Source organism: Aureispira anguillae, assembly GCF_026000115.1.
GTDB classification, from domain to species: Bacteria; Bacteroidota; Bacteroidia; order Chitinophagales; family Saprospiraceae; genus Aureispira; species Aureispira anguillae.
This window is the reverse complement of record NZ_AP026867.1, coordinates 7,143,786-7,163,017: the sequence shown is the minus strand read 5'-3', so window position 1 is coordinate 7,163,017 and position 19,232 is coordinate 7,143,786. Positions and strand designations below refer to the sequence as shown.

The following is a 19,232-nucleotide window of genomic DNA, read 5'->3' as shown; positions in this document are numbered from 1 at the left end:
TTTTTGAATTTATTATTTTCGTAACTTTTATCCTTCTTTGACAAATCATCAATTAATTTTAATTAACGGTCGTAATTATGCCGTTTGGGCATATAGATTTTAGACATTAAATCGCTTTGTTCGTGAGATCGCCACGCTTTGTTCGTGCCTCGTGAGTCAGCAAGTTGAGTTCGTGCGATCGCAAGCTCTGTTTGAGTTGTCAAAGAACCACTTTTCTTTAAGATTCTTTCTCTTTTTCTTGATACAAAGCTTTCTCTTCTACGACTTTAATTTTTGACCCATCTTCTAATAGTTTAGAAATAGCATCATAAGGAGCTTTTACCAAAACTTCTCCCGCTTTGAGTCCCGATTTAATTTCTATAAAATTATCGTTTTGAATCCCTGTTGTTACTTCCCGAAGTAAAACAGAATCCGCTACTTGCACAAAAACATACTCTTTTATTTTTTGAGCCTCTTTGTCTACGCCAATTTCTACCTCCTCCTCTCTAGTTGTAACCGCAGCAACAGGAACCGATAAAATACTTTCTGCCGTATTCGTTTTGATCTCTGCCGATGCAGACAAACCTGCCCTAAAAGGAGAACGCTCCGACTGTGTATCCAAATCTTTATAAGAATCGTCTAGCATCAAAATTCGAACTTCAAAATTTGTCACTTGGTCTGATGTCAATTGAGCCGCTGCGGTCAACGAACTAAGCCCAGTAGCTGTATTGGCAATTTGAGTAACAATCCCTAAAAATTTACGATCAGGATAAGCATCTAGCTCAATTTCTGCACTATCTCCAATAGAAGTGGTTAAAATGTCACGTTCGTTGACATCTACACGTACCTCTACCGTTTTGAGGTTTGCAATCTTAAGAATAGGAGTTCCAGCCATTTGAGCCGTTCCTACAACTTGTTCCCCCTGCTTTTTGTAGAGGGTAGAAACCACCCCACTAATTGGTGCATAAATTCTAGTTTGAGACAGATTTTTCTTTTGTTCCTTGACCGTTGCTTCCGAACTCTTAACCGTATATTCGGCAGCCAAGATGTTCTGAACAGCTGCCTCGATATTGGCTTTAGAAGTATTAAATGTTGCCTCAGCAGCTTCAAATTCAGATTTTGAAATGACACCATCCTTATACAACTCTTTATTGCGAGTATAGATAATACGTGTATTTTCAAATTGCGCCTCTAGCTGTTTTTTTTGAGCACGAACCGCTTCCAATTGCGCCTTAGAACCTTCTGTTGCAGCCTCAGCACGTTCCACAATAGACACCAAAGCTTCGGGATCGACCTTAGCCAACAGTTGTCCTTTTTTCACCAAATCTCCTTCTTTAACATACAGTTCTATAATGGTTCCTGATATATTGGAAGTAATTTCTAGTTCTGTAGCAGGAAATAATTTACCACTAGAATAAACTGTTTCTACGATGGTTCGCTTTTGAGCAGCCTCCACAGCAACTCGTTCAGGATTTTCCTTTTTATGATTAAACTGGTAATAACCTCCTACTGCGATGATAATGATTACAACTAATAAAAGATATAATCCTTTTCTGCTTTTTCGTTTGTTTGCCATTTTGTTTGTTTGAAAATAATGGTTCTTTGACAACTCTATCACGTAGTAAATCGTGTGCCCCCCTAACAAAGGGTAAACTTCCTATTTCTTTTTTAGAAGAAAGTTATGGGTAGTAAGTCGTGTGTAGTCTCTGTTAATACAGGACATACGACTTACTACCTATAAATTATAACAAAAGTAGTAATAAGGGAGCTGGGCTGTTTAATATTCCACATGATTAGCTTCGCTGCTACTACGTGGTTACTGCGTGAGCCTTGTTACTCACTCTGTTCGTGAGGTCGCAAGCTCTGTTCGAGTTATCAAAGAACGAAAATAATAAGCTAAAGAACCAGAATTATTTTATGGTAATCGGTTTTCCTCTATAATAATCTAGAATTTTCAGCTTAAAAAGATAGTCATACTTCGCTTGTAACACGCTTGATTCAGCTGCAATTAGTGTATTTTGCACACTCGTTAATTCAAAAGAATTGACAACCCCTAAATCATAACGTTTGCGGGTATTATCTACTGATAAACGAGTTGCTATTACACTTTTTTGAGAAGCAACCAGACGTCTTTGAGCCGCCCGAATATCGGTCAATGCACGTTCTATATTTGATTTCAAAGTTGTTTCCAATTGGGTGGTTGCCAATTCTGCGATTTTGGTGCCTAATTCTGCTCGTTGAACACCAATTTTAGTTCTAAAACCATTAAAAATAGGTACTGATACATTTACACCAATATTGCCCGAAAAAGTTCCTCCCAACTGCAAAAAATAAGGCACTACATCATCCGTGTTTGGATATTTAAACCCTGTTGAGAAATTGCTACTTATTCCTCCATAATACGATATAGTTGGCCAGAAGGCTCCTTTAGCGATTTTTACGGCAATTTCAGCGCTTCTTTCTCGTAATTTTGAGGCTAAAATATTCGGTTGATTGGTAACTGCATCTGCATAGACCTCATCTAAAGTAGCCACCTCTAAAGATTCCTCAACCTCCAAATCCGAAGTAGACTGAATGGACATCGCCCTCGATACATCTATATTCATCAATGTTTTTAATGTTACATAGGCTAAATCAATGGAATTTTGAGCAACAACAATATTCTCTTCATCCCTAGCGATTTGAGCCTCCAAATCGTATTTGCTATTTTCTGCCAATACGCCTCCTTTAATCAACTTTAGCGTTTGTTCATATTGAGCTTGGGTTACCTTCGCTTGCTCTTCCAAAACACCTTTATTTTCTTCTGCCAACAAAATGGACAAATAAGCCTGAGCAACCGATAAGGCAACGTCATTTTTAGCTTGTTGTACATCTTGTTCTGCTGCTTCTAAGTCTATTTTGCTTTGTTTAATCGTATTTCTAATTTGTCCTCCTTGAAACATCACTCCATTTAAATTCAGAGAAAGACCAGATGTTAAGGTAGGAATGGTATTAAATTCATAGGATGTCAAATCAACAGATCGCCCAAAGTTAACTCCATTTCTAAATCCACCATTAATGGTAGGAGCTTGTGCCCAAATAGCTTGCTTTTTAGTGAGTTGGGCTTGGTTCTGATTCAAACTGGCTTGCTGTACTTGTAAACTATTTTGAATCGCATAATTAATACATTTTTCTAGTGACCACTCATCTCCAGCATCTTGGGACTTTGCATTAATTACAATTAGTAAAAAAATTAAACTTAAAATTTGCTTGTGCATATCAGATTGTATAGAATTAAATGAAAGTTAAGTAGATGGAAAAATAAGGCGTAAAAATCTATGTTCTGTTCGAGTTTATCATACGATTGATTAGCCAAAGAGCTATTTATCATTACTCTGCTTGAAAATCGTATCCATTTATAGTACCGTATAAATTTTTACTACAATTACACCTATTCAAAAAATTAGTTCAAAAATGCCCTATATTTAACGTTTGATTAGTAATTGCATTTCCAAAAAGGAATAATAAAAACCAAGATACGATGTTTTCTGTTTTTTCGCATGAATATTATATGAAAGAAGCGTTAAAGGAAGCTGAAAAGGCGGCACTAGTCGACGAAATCCCCGTTGGGGCTATAGTCGTCTGTCGTCAACAGATTATAGCACGGGCACACAACTGGACAGAACATTTAACAGATGTTACCGCCCACGCAGAAATCTTAGCCATTACTGCTGCTAGCAAATACCTAAACAACAAGTATCTTCAAAAATGCACGCTTTATGTTACCTTAGAACCTTGTGTAATGTGCTCAGGAGCATTAGCGTGGGCACAACTAGGGGAGTTGGTCATTGGAGCTACGGATGCCAAACGAGGGTATTCTCAATTGGCTCCCCAAGCGCTACATCCCAAAACTAAGATTATAACAGGAGTTTTAGCCGAAGAATGCGGTCAGTTGTTAAGTTCTTTTTTTCAAAAAAAACGCTCCTAATCAGCAACAAGGGCTATGGGACTTAGCGTTTTTGCTTTTTGAGAAAAATCTGCACCCCTGGTTTGGGTTCTTGATGTCTATAAACCTTATTATAACGCAATAATCTTTTTAGTTTAATTCCATACAATTGAGCAATGTCATACATTCCTTGCCCTATATTTACAATATGTACATTGGTAGAAGCATCTGTATTGGAGTGTTGATAACAATTGCCTTTTTTGTTTAAGAATATATATTGCCCGACTTTGAGTTCTCGGCCTTTTAATTCGTTGTAACGATATAATTTTTTTGCCTTTTTTCTGTAGCGATCGGCTATAGATTCTAAATTATCCCCAGGCTGAACATACACGGCAGCAATCCCATTGATTTTAAACACATAAAGTGTCAACACCATATCTACGCTATCTGTTACAGCGCTAAAAGGATCTGGAATTCGAGTCGTTTTTGTTGTTGTATCGTCTGCACTTCGATCCACATCAGGTCCCATAGAAGGAAATATATCGGCTAATGCTCCTTCTGTTAAGGCCAAGACTTCCACCGTTAGATAATCTAACTTATACAACTCTAGACGTTCTATAATGCTGATTAAATTTTTAGCATAAGTTTTAGAAGTTGCATAACCTGATTTTTGTAAGCCTTTAGCCCAAGCTTTATAATCTTCTTTGTCTAACTCAAACAAAACTCCATAACGAAATGCTTTCTTGGGATTGAGCAAAAATTCACTGTGTGCAATATAAGATTCTTCTGCACTTTCATAGACCCTGAAACAGGATTTCACAACCTCATCATCCCAAACATAATGGGTCTCTCCTTGCCAGACCTCTCCACCACATTTAATACCAAAATGATTGTTGGCCACACTCGCCAATTCACTTTCTCCCACTCCTGATTCTAGAATTCCCTGTGCCATTTTAATACTAGCAGGAATTCCTGTTCGGTCCATTTCGGCAACCGCTATATGTTTGTATTTTTCAATATAAATTCTAGCTTTTACATCATCAATATAAAAGTTTTCTAACAGAGGAGCCGCTAGAATTGAGTGCGTTTGAAAGGTTAACACCCCTAAAAGAATTACAATAATACCTCGCATGTTTTATTTGCTTTTTAATATAACGTTACTGCTATTGGGAGTAGTTCTTACTGTTTAGCTTCTTCCAAAATTAAAGAATAAAATACAATTGCAACAATAGTGGCAATACCGATTACGCCTCCAATCAACAAAAAAGTTTCTTGAATAGAATAAACATCTGCCGTCCACCCCAATATTGGAGCAACTAACGCATACATAATTCGTACAGAAAAGCCTCGAATGGATAAGACGGTGGCTCGCATATCTGAAGGAGCATGCTGATTGATCAAATTCAAAAAGGTAGGGGTTGCTAATCCTCTCAAGGCATACATCATAAACATAGCTGCTAAACCCAGCCATAAGTATTCGCCTCCATACATTCCCAATACAATATATCCTAAACTAAACCCTAATAATATAATAAATATCAGCTGTTTTTCTCTGAATATTTTCATGCTATAATGAGCATTTAAAGCAAAAAATGCAACGGTTATATTTAAGGCGGCCCACAAGTACCCTATTTGGTTTTCAGCTATCGCTTTGTAATCAAAATAAGGTTGCGCAAACCAAGCCAATAATAACGAAGCTAAACCAAAGGTAGCTGCAAGAAAAATAAAAAACCTTAGCTTCTTATTTTCCCAAAAGGTATACCGTAAGATATATTTTACTTGTTCCCAATTGCCTCTATTGTGGGTTTTATGAACAGGTGGTTCCACCAAAGAAAGTGCTGCCAACACTCCTATACAACTGATGCCAACCTGCATATACATAGGGTATCTTAGCCCATATTGATAAGCCAACCAACCACCAATCACAGCGGCTATGGCTTCCGAAAAAGTACCAATTGCATAGGTTCTTCCTTCCCATTTTAGGTAGTCTCCTTTTCGATCCAAGATATGCAAGGTATCATAAAGCATTGCTGAATCCGTTCCTGATATAAAACTAGCTCCTAAACCACCAATCATTGCCCCAAGTCCCATTGTCCAAAAATCAAACGATAAACTGTAAATTCCAAACTGCCCCGTAATAAATAATGTTCCTAAAATAATTGAATTTTTTCGCCCTAGCCGATCTGAAAAATAGCCCGAAGGAATTTCAAAAAAAGCAACCGACATAGAATAAATCGCATTAATCGTCATTACTTCTCTCAAATTAAGCCCATTAGATTGTATAAACAATACAATAATTGGCATATACACCATGAACCACTTGGACATTTTTATGACATAAAGTTTCCATATATTTCCTGCAATATTCATTTCTCAGCCTTTTATTCTATTCTTGTGACTTGTTCATTTTCTAATTGGTAAACTTGCTGGCTTTCGGGGCAATGAGCTAGGTTGTTTTTGTCAAACGCCAATCGATGCCCATACTCACTCACCCAGCCAACTTGCTTGGATGGGTTGCCAACCACCAAGGCGTAAGGGGCAATATCTTTGGTGACAACAGCCCCTGCTCCTACTAGGGCAAATTCTCCAATTGTATTGCCACAAATTATTGTGGCATTTGCTCCTATTGAGGCTCCTTTTTTTACAAGGGTAGAACGGTATTGCCCTCTTCTAACAACTGCTGATCGTGGATTTATGACATTGGTAAAAACCATTGATGGTCCCAAAAACACATCGTCTTCGCAAATTACCCCTGTGTAAATAGATACATTGTTCTGCACTTTTACATTGTTGCCCAAGATAACATCTGGTGAAACGACTACATTTTGCCCGATGTTGCACCGCTCGCCTATACAACAATTGGGCATGATGTGACTGAAATGCCAAATTTTTGTTCCTGCTCCAATTTTACATCCTTTGTCTATAACCGCTGTTTGATGTGCTTGATATTTCATCTTGTTGTTGTTTGGTGTGGTGGTAAAATTAAGGTAGTGGTAAACACGTTGGTTTACCACTACCTTGGTTTACCACTACCTTTTTTATTTTTGGCGATATATATTTTCTATTATTTCTACAACTTTTAACCCTTCTAGGGCATTGGTTGTAATGGGTTTTCTATTTTTTAAAACATCAATTACGTTTTCGATTACATACACATGATTGGCAGCAGATCCTTTATAAGCACCATAATCATTTGCGGGGTTAGATGCCGTTAATGTAGGCATTTCATAGTCCTTTATATTACAATACTCCACTTCATTCATGTATTGTCCTCCTATCTTTAACGACCCTGAACGCCCAATAATAGTCAGGCTACTTTCTAAATTGGAATCAAAGACAGCCGTTGAATAATTAATACAGCCCATTCCTCCATTGATAAAATCAAAATGAACAATTCCAGAATCTTCAAATTCTGTAGAATGCTGATGCGCAAAATTATGAAATACTGCTTGAATGTTTGTTACATCTCCAAAGAGCCAATACAGAATATCTATAAAATGAGAAAACTGTGTAAACAATGGTCCTCCATCTAATTCTATAGATCCTTTCCAACTGTGTTTTTTTCCATTTTTGTAATAATATCGATCATCCCGATTCCAATAACAATTAATTTGTACCATATAAATTTCTCCCAATAGCTTTTCCTCGATGATCTGCTTTACCCAAATAGAAGGCGGCGAATAACGATTTTGCATGACACAAAAAACTCGACGATTGACCTGCAAAGATTTAAAAATAACCGCTTCACAAGCCTTTTTGGTTAACCCCATTGGCTTTTCACAAACCACGTGTTTTTCTGCCTCCAATGCTAAGATAGCTTGCTCTGCGTGCACTCCATTGGGGGTGCAAATACAAACTACATCGAGTTCTAAATCAGCAGCCAATAATGCCTCTATAGAAGAAAAAAAAGGCACCTCAAATTCTTCTAGCCCTAAGCAATCCGCTGGCAAAACATCACACAAAGCTACTAACTCTGCTTCTTCATTTTTAGCAATCATAGTAGCATGACGTTTACCAATATGCCCAGCTCCTACTACCGCAAATTTAATAGTAGCCTGATGATTTTTTTTCATATTAAAGGATGATTTTCAAAGAAAAATTTATAGTGGGACAAAGATAAAAAAAGCTGTAATGCACTTAAGCACATCACAGCTTTTTTAAGACTTATTTTTATTATAAACAAGGCTACTACTCTCTCAAAATTACGAGTCGTTGCGTCCTTGTTTGTTTATTATTGAGTAATCGTAGGAAATAAACCCCTGCTGCCAAGTTATTTGTTCTTATCTCCCAACGATCTTGTCCAAATGCCAACAATAATTCTTGGTGGACAATTCGACCATTTAGATCATAAAGTTGCAATTGTGTATCTTCTTTTAATGATTCATCCAACTGCAATTGAAACTTTCCAGTATTCGGATTGGGTCTTAGCTTAAATTGAATATCATCCAATGAACTTTTTAATCGACCAATTCCAACCGTACAGGTATCAGGTACCCCTATTGCTGTTTTCAAAGTAGCGGTATCAGAACCACAAGCATCTGTCACAATCAGTGTTATTAAATAACAGCCTGAGTCTGCATAAGTATGAAATGGATTAGGGATTTGATACGTTGTCCCATCCCCCATATTCCATAAATAATCCGTTGCTTGTTGCGCCCCTGTTGATGTATTATTCATTGCGACTGTCCATCCGCTTTTGGTAATTGTGAATGCAGCATGCGGAGCCGTATCTATATTAACAGAAACATAGTCTGAACCTGAACAACCTAAGGGGTGAGTAATCGTAACGGTATAAAATCCTGATGTATTAACAATAATTTGTTGTGTTATCTCTCCTGTACTCCAAATATAAGACATTCCCTGCCCTCCATAACCTGCATCAAGTGTATCGGTATAACAAGCATCTACATAATTCCCCAAATTAGGTGTAGGAGGGCTTATTATTTGTGAAATATACGCTGTATCAACCAATACACAACCAATATCGGTCGTTACAGTGACCGCATAAATTCCAGTACTCGGTATTGTAATTGCATGGGTTGTATCTCCCGTATTCCAAACAAAAGAAGCATTATTCATGGTATAATTGGTTGCTAATTGATTATCACAAGCAGCATTCCCTACAGGAAGTCCAACAGGCATCGGCTGTGTCACAACTATTGTATCATTAACCGTACAAGCAGCACCATCCGTCATGGTTAGCACATAAGTCCCTGCATTATCAAATGTCACTAAGCCTGTTGTCCAGCCATTGCTCCAGTTATAAGATGAAATATTAGGATGTCTTGCATCTATTGTTACAGAATCACAGGTATAAATAGAGTCTGGTAAATCCACAGGAATATTAACGGTTACGCTAAATGTATCGGCCATTGAATGACAGGCAGGATAGGCATAACTAAAATGCCAATCAAAGAAATAGTAATAGTCTACATTTAATACCGTCCCTGTTAAGGTGGCAATGCCTGCACTAGAAGAGGGGGTTATCAGTGGACGTTGATCCACTAAAAACGATGTATTAATGCTAGAAAAACTCAATTGATATTTGTTACCTGGTGGTATTAAAAAATCAAGTGGAACAAACACCTTCTCCCGTGCCTTGGTCACTGTATAATTAACCGTATTTATAATATTTCCTACTGAATCCATTAAATCAATGACTACTGTAGCGGGGGCTGTATTTACATAAATTGCTACCGAATCGAGCACTGCATACTCATGAACGTCAAAAGTATTGGTGATAATAAAATTCAAATAAGAGCTTGTTTCTTGAGGATTATCGTAGGCTTGATTGCCAATTCGAGTAGTTGCTTTTGGGGCTACATCCAACCAAAAATCTGTGGTGTCTCCTATATAAACGTCATAAGGTGCTGTTAAATAAACAACATCATTTAAATCGCTAGAATCATACCATACCACAATTCCATCACTAGTTGGCAAAGGAATACTTACAATTTGTGGTGCACAAATCCCAAAATCAGTTGCCACTGGATCTGCTGGCGTGTTCAAAAATTGAACAAAAATATCTTGACTCGTGGCGCAAATTCCATCATTTGTCACCGTAACTTGATAATAGCCAGATGTTGTCACGACCAAGGTATCGCTAGTGTCCATCGTATTCCACTGATAAGTATAGGCTGGGTTATGGATTGGCGTAGGGTCTATTACAATAGAAGATAATGTACAAGTAGCTGTATCCGCTGCCATTTCAATAACAGGAGAAGGTGGAACCATCACCTCTACTGGCAAACGATCACTAGCACAAGAAGGGGTCGAAATGCGCCAATCAAAGAAATAAATGTATTGTTGCGAAAGGCTGGCAGGAACGGTTCCTGTAAATGTTATTTCAGGAGTACTTAATTGCCCTAAGTTGGTATAGGGAGAAAGGAATAGTATTTTTCCCGAAGATTTATTCCCCAACTGAATAGAATAATTTCCAGCCTCTAATAAGGTATCTATCTGAATAATATTCTCCCCAATATTGCTTAAAGTTAGTGCTTGTGTATAATAAGGATAGTTTGCTTTGTAAATCGTTAACGTTGCTGTTGTAAAGGTATCAACATAAACAGATACGGTATTTAGTAGAATCGCAGAATTTACATTAAATGTCATGCCACGAGTCGGAACAATACTATTTTGGGGTTCTCCCCAAACATTAAGATTAGAATTGGGATCATATTTTGCTCCTATTGAGGATGATTTTGGAATAAATCCAATCCCCTCTACCCATAAAGTTGTTGTATCCTGTACATTAACAATCACAGAATCTCCCAATGCAAATGGCGTGGTACTCGTCAAAGAATCATACCAAGCATAATAAGCTGCATTACCAGTTGCATAAAAGGTAACATTTCCCTTACAGACTGTCGTATCATTAGGGGGAATCACTAAGCTAGGTGGTTCTACAACAAAAACATTGACGCTATCATGATCATCGCAAATTCCATCTGTTGCCAACAAAGCAATCATTTTAGAGGAATCGACAATAATAGAAGCGGTCGTTTCGCCTGTACTCCAAAGATACGAAGTAGCACCAAAACTACTCGCATCCAAAATAAGTGTATCACCACAAATAATGGTATCAACAGGGAAATTAATCGTAGGAGTAGGCAACACGGTCACAACACTTGGCAATCGATCAGAAGGGCAACTCAATGCATTTACATTCCATTTATAAAAGTACTGATAGGTTGTTGAACTAGGCAACCCAGATTTTATCGTTACAAAATCTCCATCAATTGGAAAGCCTAAAAATGGACGTTCTGATAATACAGAATTGGTATTATAATTTGTAAGCATCAATTTATAATTAGTCCCTGCTAAAATCTCAAAACCTAAGGGAATGATATTCTCCCCAAGTGTAGTTAAGACAATGGGTTGGCTATTTAGTACGGTATTGTTTTCATCCCATAACTCTATCGTTCCAATCAAAGAAGTTTGATTAATATACATGCTAACCTCCTTTAGTAGTACATCTTCGTGTACATCAAATAGCAGCCCCCGCACTTGATCTGGAAAAAAGTAGCCTGATTGGGCTGCAACAAAGGTATCTACCAAACCTTGTGGGTATATTTTATTCGAAAAGTTTTGACCAGCACCCCATATTGTATCGGTTACTTGTGCATGGTACATAAAATGATTTCCGCTTCCTAGGTAAGTTCCTCCCATTGGTTCGGTATACCATTTAACCACATCGGCTCCAGCAGCTATTCTTGGTATTAACCCAACACAAGTAGAGGTATCTGTAGAAATTAAATTTAAAATAGGTATAGGTGTCAAATAAACGTCTATGCTATCTGAAACCGAGCAGGTTCCAATCGTAGAGGTAACACTATAACTGCCTTCTTGTGTGATTAGAATAGCACTTGTTGTACTTGTTTGATTCCAATTATAACTTGCATTCGGATAATATACATCCAACGTAACAGAGTCATTACAAACAATTGTGTCGAATGGAAAATCAATAATCGGAGTAGGCAGCATACTCAATACGACAGAATCTTTTCCAGAAGTACATAAATCGGTTAACCTGGTTATTTTCCACTCCCAGAAAGCAGGATAAACGGTTGGGTCGGTTGCATTTTTTAGATTAATGTAAGGGTAGGTATACTGATTCCAAGCGTTTCCTCCAAACGGGTACAACGAATGAACTCCTCCCCCTGATACATTTCGTAAATAAAGCGTGTAGTTAGTTCCGATAGGTATATCAAAATCTAAATACACCTCGTAAATCCCCGCACTAGCATAACTAATGCTTTTAGAGGCAATGACCATTCCCAAAGAATTTTCCAATTCTACATCCGCTGTAAAGGGACCTCCATTAATATCAATATGGACACTATTCAACCGAATATGCTCGGTCGCATCAAATATAATTCCTCGACCACTAACCGTTGGATAGCTACTCCCTCCTTGGGCAAAAGTCCTACCTATGGTATCATAATAGGTTGCTTCATAATATAGCGTTGTTGTGTCCATCAAGTTATACAACAAATCATTACCATACGCTAAGGTATTGCCCAATTGGTCTGTCCATTGCAAAAGACCAATATTTACCCCTGCGGTTAAGGCATAATTACCTCCACACAAAATACTGTCTACTGGCTGTTGTGTAAATATAGGACGAGGTTTTATCCAAAGATCTAAGCTATCTTCAACAACACAATCTCCCCCATAACTAACCGTCACATAATAAAGATCTGTACTCGTAGCCTGAATAGTGGGGGTTGTATCCCCAGTACTCCAGTTATACAAATAGCCTGCTCCAATATTGGTCGCATCCAAAGACAAACTTCCTCCACACAAAACCGTATCCACTCCTAAATCTACAATAGGAGTTGGTAGTAGCTCTATAAACGTTGAATCTACGGTTGAATAACAACCATTTGAGCGAGTTACTTTCCACTCCCAAAAGATGGGATAAACGGTTGGATCGGTTCCATTTTTTAGGTTGATATAAGGATACGTGTATTGATTCCAATTGCTCCCTCCAAATGGATACAAGGAATAAACTCCCCCTCCGCTAATATTCCGCATATAAAGCGTATAGTTAGTCCCTACAGGTATATCAAAATCTAAAAACACTTCATAGGTGCCTGCTGCTCCATAACTGATGCTTTTGGTTGCTATGACTGTTCCCAAAGAATTTTCCAATTCTATATCTGCTGTAAAGGGTCCATTGTTGATTCTTATCATTACACTATTTAACCGAAGTGCTTCTGATACATCAAATATAATTCCTCGACTTACAGTTGGGTAACTACTCCCTCCTTGGGCGAACATCCTACCTATTGTATCGACATAAATAGCTTGATAATAGAGCATTGCTGTATCTACCAAATCATAAGACAGGGTATCCTGTAATGCCAGTGTTCGATCCAATTCGTCAAACCATCGAACCGTTCCCATATTGGCATTGACCACCAAATTATAATTTCCACCACACAAAGAAGTATCTGCGGGGCTTTGTAAAATAGTAGGACGGGCATTCACTATTAAATTTAAACTATCCACAACTGGACAATTGCCTCCTAAACTTACGGTTACTTTATAAAGGTTGGTCGTCGCAGCTTGAATTGTAGGTGTTGTATCATTTGTACTCCATTGATAAGTATAACCAGCACCTATGTTAGTGGCATCCAATACTAATGTATCTTCACACAAAATCGTATCTGCTCCTAAATCTACTATTGCTGTTGGATAAACCGCTAATTGTACAGAATCTAGGGTTGAATAACAACCATCCAAACGAGTTACTTTCCACTCCCAAAAGATCGGGTAAACGGTTGGATCGGTTCCATTTTTTAGGTTGATATAAGGGTAGGTGTATTGGTTCCAACTGCTCCCTCCAAATGGATACAAGGAATAAACTCCCCCTCCACTAATATTTCGCATATAAAGCGTATAGTTAGTCCCTATAGGTATATCAAAATCTAAAAACGCTTCATAGGTGCCTGCTGCTCCATAACTGATGCTTTTGGTTGCTATGACTGTTCCCAAAGAATTTTCCAATTCTATATCTGCTGTAAAGGGTCCATTGTTGATTCTTATCATTACACTATTTAATCGAAGTGCTTCTGATGCATCAAATATAATTCCTCGACTTACAGTTGGGTAACTACTGCCCCCTTGTGCAAACGTTCTAGCAATTGTATCTTGATAAACAGCTTGATAGTAAAGTGTTGTTGTATCTTCTAAATGATAAGACAAGGTATCTCCTACGCCTATGATATGCCCAGCAGTATCTTTCCACAGTACAATACCTGCATTAACAGCTGTAACTACATCATACCAACCTTTGCATAAGGCAGTATCCACTGGACTTTGCAAAAAGGTTGGTCTTGCTTTTAGAACAAGATCAATACTGTCTTCAACCGAGCAGTTTCCTCCTACAGAAACAGTTACCTTGTATACATCCGAATTTGTTGCTGTAATAGAAGCGGTTGTAGCTCCTGTACTCCATTGATAAGTAAAACCTCCCCCGATATTGGTCGCATCCAAAACCATGCTATCTCCACAAAGCACTGTATCTACTCCTAAATCAACTACTGCTGTTGGCAATCTGTTCAGTGTCACTGAATCTAAAGCTGCATAACAAGCGTCTAAGCGAGTTACTTTCCACTCCCAAAAGATGGGATAAACGGTTGGATCGGTTCCATTTTTTAGGTTGATATAAGAATAGGTGTATTGATTCCAACTGCTCCCTCCAAATGGATATAAGGAATAAACGCCCCCTCCACTAATATTCCGCATATAAAGCGTATAATTAGTCCCTACAGGTATATCAAAATCTAAAAACACCTCATAGGTGCCTGCTGCTCCATAACTGATGCTTTTGGTTGCGATGACTGTTCCCAAAGAATTTTCCAATTCTATATCTGCTGTAAAGGGTCCATTGTTGATTCTTATCATTACACTATTTAATCGAAGTGCTTCTGATGCATCAAATATAATTCCTCGACTTACAGTTGGATAACTACTGCCTCCTTGGGCAAACGTTCTACCAATAGCATCAACATAAGCAGCTTGATACCAAATAGTAGCAGTATCAACTACATTATAAGAAAGTGTATTGCCATAACCTAAGGTATTTCCTAGACTATCCAACCAAACAATAGTTCCTGTATCGGACACAGCACTAAGATCAAAAAAGCCACTACAAACCGCAGTATCAACAGCCTGTTGTGTGTATATAGGACTTCGTCTAAAAGTCACTACAATACTATCCCTTGTGGTTCCAGTTATGTCTGTTACGTCTACCCAATAAATACCTGAAGTATCCACCGTAATTGTTTGAGTGATTGCCCCTGTATTCCAAACAAATGTAGCTCCAGCATTAGACGCATCTAATATCAATGTATCGCTGCACAGTATGGTATCTGTACCTAAATTGACGGATGGCTGGGCTTTTGCTAAATTGGGAAGGAGAAATAAGAATACTAAACAAAATAAGGTCATCGTTTTCATATACTTTCTTTTACTTCTAGAAATTAGAAAAACATTGATCAAGTTAGTAGTCCGCTAATTTTTAGTGGTCTATGGTTGAATCAAATCCAATTTATTTTAATTAATAAGAAAGACTATAACAACTCAACCTCTTCACCTTATAAATTCTAGGTAAAGAGGTTAAACAGTATACATTCTTCAATTCAATATAGTATATATTGAGCAAATAAGCAACAATAAAGGCAATCCTATTGGCAATAGGATTATAAGTTTTACAAACTCCAAACAATGAAGTCTTTCATTCTTTCTTTTGAGTATAAATTTTTCAAATCAACTAAGATGGGTTGACCATTACTAATGGATTCAAAATAGGCTGCGTCTAAGGTTTTGTAAGCCTCATGCGCTACTGCAATAATCACAGCATCATATTTTTTATTGGGAGCAGCTATTAGGCTAAAACCATACTCCTGTTCTACCTCTTCAGATGATGCATAGGGATCAACTGCATCAACATTAACCGAAAAATCTTTGAGTGCTGCGACCACATCAGCTACTTTAGAGTTTCTAATATCAGAGACATTTTCTTTAAAAGTAACCCCCATAACAAGTACATTTGCTGCTTTTAGGTCTTTGCCTTCCTGTAGCAAGAGCTGTACTAACTTAGTAGCAACATGAGAAGACATATTATCATTAATACGTCTACCACTAAGGATTACTTGTGGGTTATAATCCAATTTTTGCGCTTTGAATGTCAAATAATATGGATCAACGCCAATACAATGTCCCCCCACCAAACCTGGGTAAAACTTTAAGAAATTCCATTTTGTTCCAGCAGCTTTTAACACATCCATTGTAGGGATGTCCATTTTATCAAAAATGATAGACAATTCATTCATCAAAGCAATATTAAGGTCACGCTGTGTATTTTCGATCACTTTTGCTGCTTCTGCAACTTTAATACTAGTAGCTCGATGCACCCCCGCCTCAATAATTAATTCATATACTTTGGCGATATTTTCTAGGGCATCTGCATCACTGCCCGATACTACCTTTACAATTTTTTCAATGGTGCGTTCTTTATCCCCTGGGTTAATGCGTTCGGGAGAGTATCCGATTTTAAAATCTGTTCCTAACGTTAAACCAGATAATTCTTCCAAAATTGGCAAACAATCCTCTTCGGTACAACCAGGATATACTGTAGATTCAAACACCACATAATCTCCTTTTTTTAGCACTTGTCCAACGGTATTAGACGCCCCCAACAATGGTTTGAGGTTAGGGGTACGAGAAGAATCAATTGGAGTTGGAACAGCAACCACAAAGAAATTAGCCTCCTTTAGATCTTCAATATCAGCCGTAAATTGAATGTCACAACCTTCAAAAGCACTAGCTTCTAATTCTTTGGAGGGATCAATATTTTGTTTCATCATTTCAACACGTTGCGCATTGATATCAAACCCTATAACCGATACTTTTCTAGCAAAAGCCAAAGCAATCGGCAAACCAACATAGCCCAATCCAATAATGGCTATTTTTTTTTCTTTATTTACGAGCTGTTGATACATTTTCTCCTTATTTTATTGTGAAAAATATGGTTCTTTGACAACTCTATCACGAAGTAATCGCATGACCCCAGCTATGTTGGCTCACCTGCGTAGGCTTGTAGCCAAAGCTACAAGGGACTAGCAAAAACAGGAAGCTAACCAACGAGCAGTTCCAACAAAGCTGCTACACAAACGTAGTGCACGAGTAGCTTTGGTACTATGTACCAACTGGAATGCCTAACAACATAGTAACCACGCAGTAGCAGCGAAGCTAATCCTGTCCAATAGTAAATTTTATTGCCTGTTTATTACTCCTTTTGTTATAAGTCCTGTATTTATAGGAACTCCGCACACTATTTATAACTTTCTTTCCAAAAAAGTAATTAAAAGCTTACCCTCTTTTAGCGTTTACCTCACGATTGGTCAAAGAACAAAACATTCTAACCTACTAATCTATTTTCCAAAAGTTGACCTTAATTAAGACAAGTAGTGTTTAAAAGTTAGGCAAAAGTCGAAAAACAAACGTAATATTTCATTTTTCCAGACAAGAATTTACAAAAAAATTCCTAGCAGAACTTTCTTATCTATAAAAAAACCATCAACTTAGTGAGTAACATAGCGCTTACTAAAAAAATAAGTACTATTCTTAGAATTGTTGCAGAGGTGTATTTCAAACCTTTAAAATCGATTTTTAACGCTTCTAGTGTTAATGGTATTACTATTGTAGAGAATCCCTATATCATAGAAATCTTTTTTTCATAAATCTGTTGCATTCATTTTATTTTTAATAACCCCATATACTATTATAAAAATGACTATTGCTATTATAGGAGCGACTTCTTTTCTAGGCAAAACCCTTATTTCTGAATTAAAAGAACGTAATCATCAATTACATCTATTTAGTAGAACCAACTCTTTTCAGTTTATGCCTACTGCACAGTGGCATCCTTACAACTACCCACTCACCCCTTTAGATACCGCTGTTTTAATGGACTTTGATTTAATCTTTTATTGTGCAGGAGCAGGCATTCAACCACGGCACAAGGATAATGATCAGACCATTTATGAGTTAAATGCATTTGAGCCTATCCGATTGATAACAAAACTAAAAGAAGCAGATTATAAGGGCAAACTAGTTACCTTTGGTTCTTATTTTGAAATTGGGAATCACTCCGAAGAACGCCTCTATACTGAAAAAGAACTGGTTGCTCATAACAACCCACTCCCGAACACCTATTGCACAGCCAAAAATCTCTTAACTCGATTTATAGATTTAGAACTAAGAAAAGAACAGGCACTTCCCTATTGTTTACAGCATTTTATCTTAACAAATATCTATGGAGCTACAGAAAATGACAATCGCCTAATTCCTTATATTGTTCAAAGCAGTATAAAACAAGAGGCACTAAATTTTACTTCAGGAGAACAACAACGCCAATATACCCATATTAGAGATATTACCCAGTTCCTTTTCCAAACACTAGAAAACAAAGAATCAGGCATATTTAACCTTACTAATAGCCAGACAATTAGTGTGCGAGATATGATAGAAAAAGTTCTTCACATTATTCAAGGAGAATTAGATATTCAGCCTCAAGTTACGTTTGGAACCGTCAACAAAAGAGATGTCAGTATGAAATACTTAGGCTTAAATACATCCCATCTACAAAATTGTTTTAATTTTGCACCGAAAATAAGCCTAGAACAAGGCATCAAAGAATACATAAATTTGTATGCGCAGATAAGCTAACATGTTTGAGTATCGTTACACCATGATCTGCCGCCAAATAACAGAGCCAATAATATGGAACAAACTAATACCTTGTTAGAGGATGTTTTGGTCATCAAAAGCCCAGCTTTTTTTGACCAAAGAGGTGGTTTTATAAAGTTATTTAACCAACAAGCAACGGTCTTAGAACACTATGAAATCAAGCAGGTCAATTTTGTTCAAAACAAAGAAAAAGGCATCATCAGAGGCTTGCATTATCAAACGGGAGCTTTTGCCGAATCTAAGTTTTTTAGAGTACTTCGAGGAAGCATTCAATTGGCATTTGTCGATCTAAGAACAAGCCCTCTTGATTATAAAAAAGCAAGCACCATTACCTTAGATAAGCCCGATATGGGCGTATTGATCCCCAAAGGCTTTGCAACAGGATACCTTACCTTAGAAGCCAATACAGATGTATTGTATTATTCGGATAATATCTATGAACCATCCTCTGAAAAAGGCATTCGTTGGGATGATCCTTTGTTCAAAATACAGTGGTTAACCTTCAACCCTGACTTATCGCAAAAAGATAGAGCTTGGCCTAATATGAACAATACAAACGAACAATAAA

11 protein-coding genes are annotated in these 19,232 nt (G+C 37.4%); 3 read left to right on the top strand and 8 right to left on the bottom strand.

The window, feature by feature from the left end; genetic code table 11:
* Positions 1 to 217: 217 nt before the first annotated feature.
* Together AsAng_RS27845 and AsAng_RS27840 are read right to left on the bottom strand one after the other, a co-directional pair.
* Complete coding sequence (locus AsAng_RS27845) at positions 218 to 1,555, bottom strand: efflux RND transporter periplasmic adaptor subunit (protein WP_264790427.1); 1,338 nt, start codon at positions 1,553 to 1,555, stop codon at positions 218 to 220.
* Between the two features lie 334 nt (positions 1,556 to 1,889).
* Positions 1,890 to 3,236 (bottom strand): TolC family protein, encoded by a 1,347-nt coding sequence (locus AsAng_RS27840; RefSeq protein WP_264790426.1) that lies wholly within the window; start codon positions 3,234 to 3,236, stop codon positions 1,890 to 1,892.
* Between the two features lie 263 nt (positions 3,237 to 3,499).
* On the opposite strand from AsAng_RS27840, the gene AsAng_RS27835 reads away from it, so the two are divergent.
* Positions 3,500 to 3,946, top strand: a complete 447-nt coding sequence (locus AsAng_RS27835) for a nucleoside deaminase (RefSeq protein ID WP_264790425.1) — start codon at positions 3,500 to 3,502, stop codon at positions 3,944 to 3,946.
* A 22-nt stretch (positions 3,947 to 3,968) separates the two neighbouring features.
* Here AsAng_RS27835 and AsAng_RS27830 read toward each other — a convergent pair whose 3' ends face one another.
* The 6 genes from AsAng_RS27830 to AsAng_RS27805 form a co-directional block, all read right to left on the bottom strand.
* Entirely contained in the window at positions 3,969 to 5,036 is a 1,068-nt protein-coding gene (locus AsAng_RS27830) for a glucosaminidase domain-containing protein (protein WP_264790424.1), read from the bottom strand.
* Between the two features lie 47 nt (positions 5,037 to 5,083).
* On the bottom strand, positions 5,084 to 6,274 hold the full coding sequence (locus AsAng_RS27825) for an MFS transporter (protein ID WP_264790423.1): 1,191 nt from the start codon (positions 6,272 to 6,274) through the stop codon (positions 5,084 to 5,086).
* An 11-nt stretch (positions 6,275 to 6,285) separates the two neighbouring features.
* Positions 6,286 to 6,858, bottom strand: a complete 573-nt coding sequence (locus tag AsAng_RS27820) for an acyltransferase (RefSeq protein WP_264790422.1) — start codon at positions 6,856 to 6,858, stop codon at positions 6,286 to 6,288.
* 84 nt (positions 6,859 to 6,942) lie between these two features.
* Entirely contained in the window at positions 6,943 to 7,977 is a 1,035-nt protein-coding gene (locus tag AsAng_RS27815; protein WP_264790421.1) for a Gfo/Idh/MocA family protein, read from the bottom strand.
* A 115-nt stretch (positions 7,978 to 8,092) separates the two neighbouring features.
* Positions 8,093 to 15,370, bottom strand: coding sequence for a T9SS type A sorting domain-containing protein (locus AsAng_RS27810; protein ID WP_264790420.1), 7,278 nt, complete (start codon positions 15,368 to 15,370; stop codon positions 8,093 to 8,095).
* A 251-nt stretch (positions 15,371 to 15,621) separates the two neighbouring features.
* Positions 15,622 to 16,914, bottom strand: a complete 1,293-nt coding sequence (locus AsAng_RS27805) for a nucleotide sugar dehydrogenase (protein WP_264790419.1) — start codon at positions 16,912 to 16,914, stop codon at positions 15,622 to 15,624.
* 790 nt (positions 16,915 to 17,704) lie between these two features.
* Between AsAng_RS27805 and AsAng_RS27800 the strand changes: the two genes are divergently transcribed.
* Both AsAng_RS27800 and AsAng_RS27795 read left to right on the top strand, forming a co-directional pair.
* Entirely contained in the window at positions 17,705 to 18,643 is a 939-nt protein-coding gene (locus AsAng_RS27800) for an NAD-dependent epimerase/dehydratase family protein (protein ID WP_264790418.1), read from the top strand.
* Positions 18,644 to 18,697: 54 nt separating this feature from the next.
* Positions 18,698 to 19,231 carry a dTDP-4-dehydrorhamnose 3,5-epimerase family protein gene (locus AsAng_RS27795; RefSeq protein ID WP_264790417.1) on the top strand — a complete coding sequence of 178 codons (534 nt, stop codon included), beginning with the start codon at positions 18,698 to 18,700 and terminating at the stop codon, positions 19,229 to 19,231.
* Position 19,232 lies beyond the last annotated feature (1 nt).

Coding starts and splice junctions, on each gene's coding strand:
- AsAng_RS27820 (WP_264790422.1), bottom strand. CDS start 6,858: ATGAAATATCAAGCACATCAAACAGCGGTTATAGACAAAGGATGTAAA.
- AsAng_RS27815 (WP_264790421.1), bottom strand. CDS start 7,977: ATGAAAAAAAATCATCAGGCTACTATTAAATTTGCGGTAGTAGGAGCT.
- AsAng_RS27835 (WP_264790425.1), top strand. CDS start 3,500: ATGTTTTCTGTTTTTTCGCATGAATATTATATGAAAGAAGCGTTAAAG.
- AsAng_RS27810 (WP_264790420.1), bottom strand. CDS start 15,370: ATGAAAACGATGACCTTATTTTGTTTAGTATTCTTATTTCTCCTTCCC.
- AsAng_RS27840 (WP_264790426.1), bottom strand. CDS start 3,236: ATGCACAAGCAAATTTTAAGTTTAATTTTTTTACTAATTGTAATTAAT.
- AsAng_RS27795 (WP_264790417.1), top strand. CDS start 18,698: ATGGAACAAACTAATACCTTGTTAGAGGATGTTTTGGTCATCAAAAGC.
- AsAng_RS27800 (WP_264790418.1), top strand. CDS start 17,705: ATGACTATTGCTATTATAGGAGCGACTTCTTTTCTAGGCAAAACCCTT.
- AsAng_RS27845 (WP_264790427.1), bottom strand. CDS start 1,555: ATGGCAAACAAACGAAAAAGCAGAAAAGGATTATATCTTTTATTAGTT.
- AsAng_RS27825 (WP_264790423.1), bottom strand. CDS start 6,274: ATGAATATTGCAGGAAATATATGGAAACTTTATGTCATAAAAATGTCC.
- AsAng_RS27805 (WP_264790419.1), bottom strand. CDS start 16,914: ATGTATCAACAGCTCGTAAATAAAGAAAAAAAAATAGCCATTATTGGA.
- AsAng_RS27830 (WP_264790424.1), bottom strand. CDS start 5,036: ATGCGAGGTATTATTGTAATTCTTTTAGGGGTGTTAACCTTTCAAACG.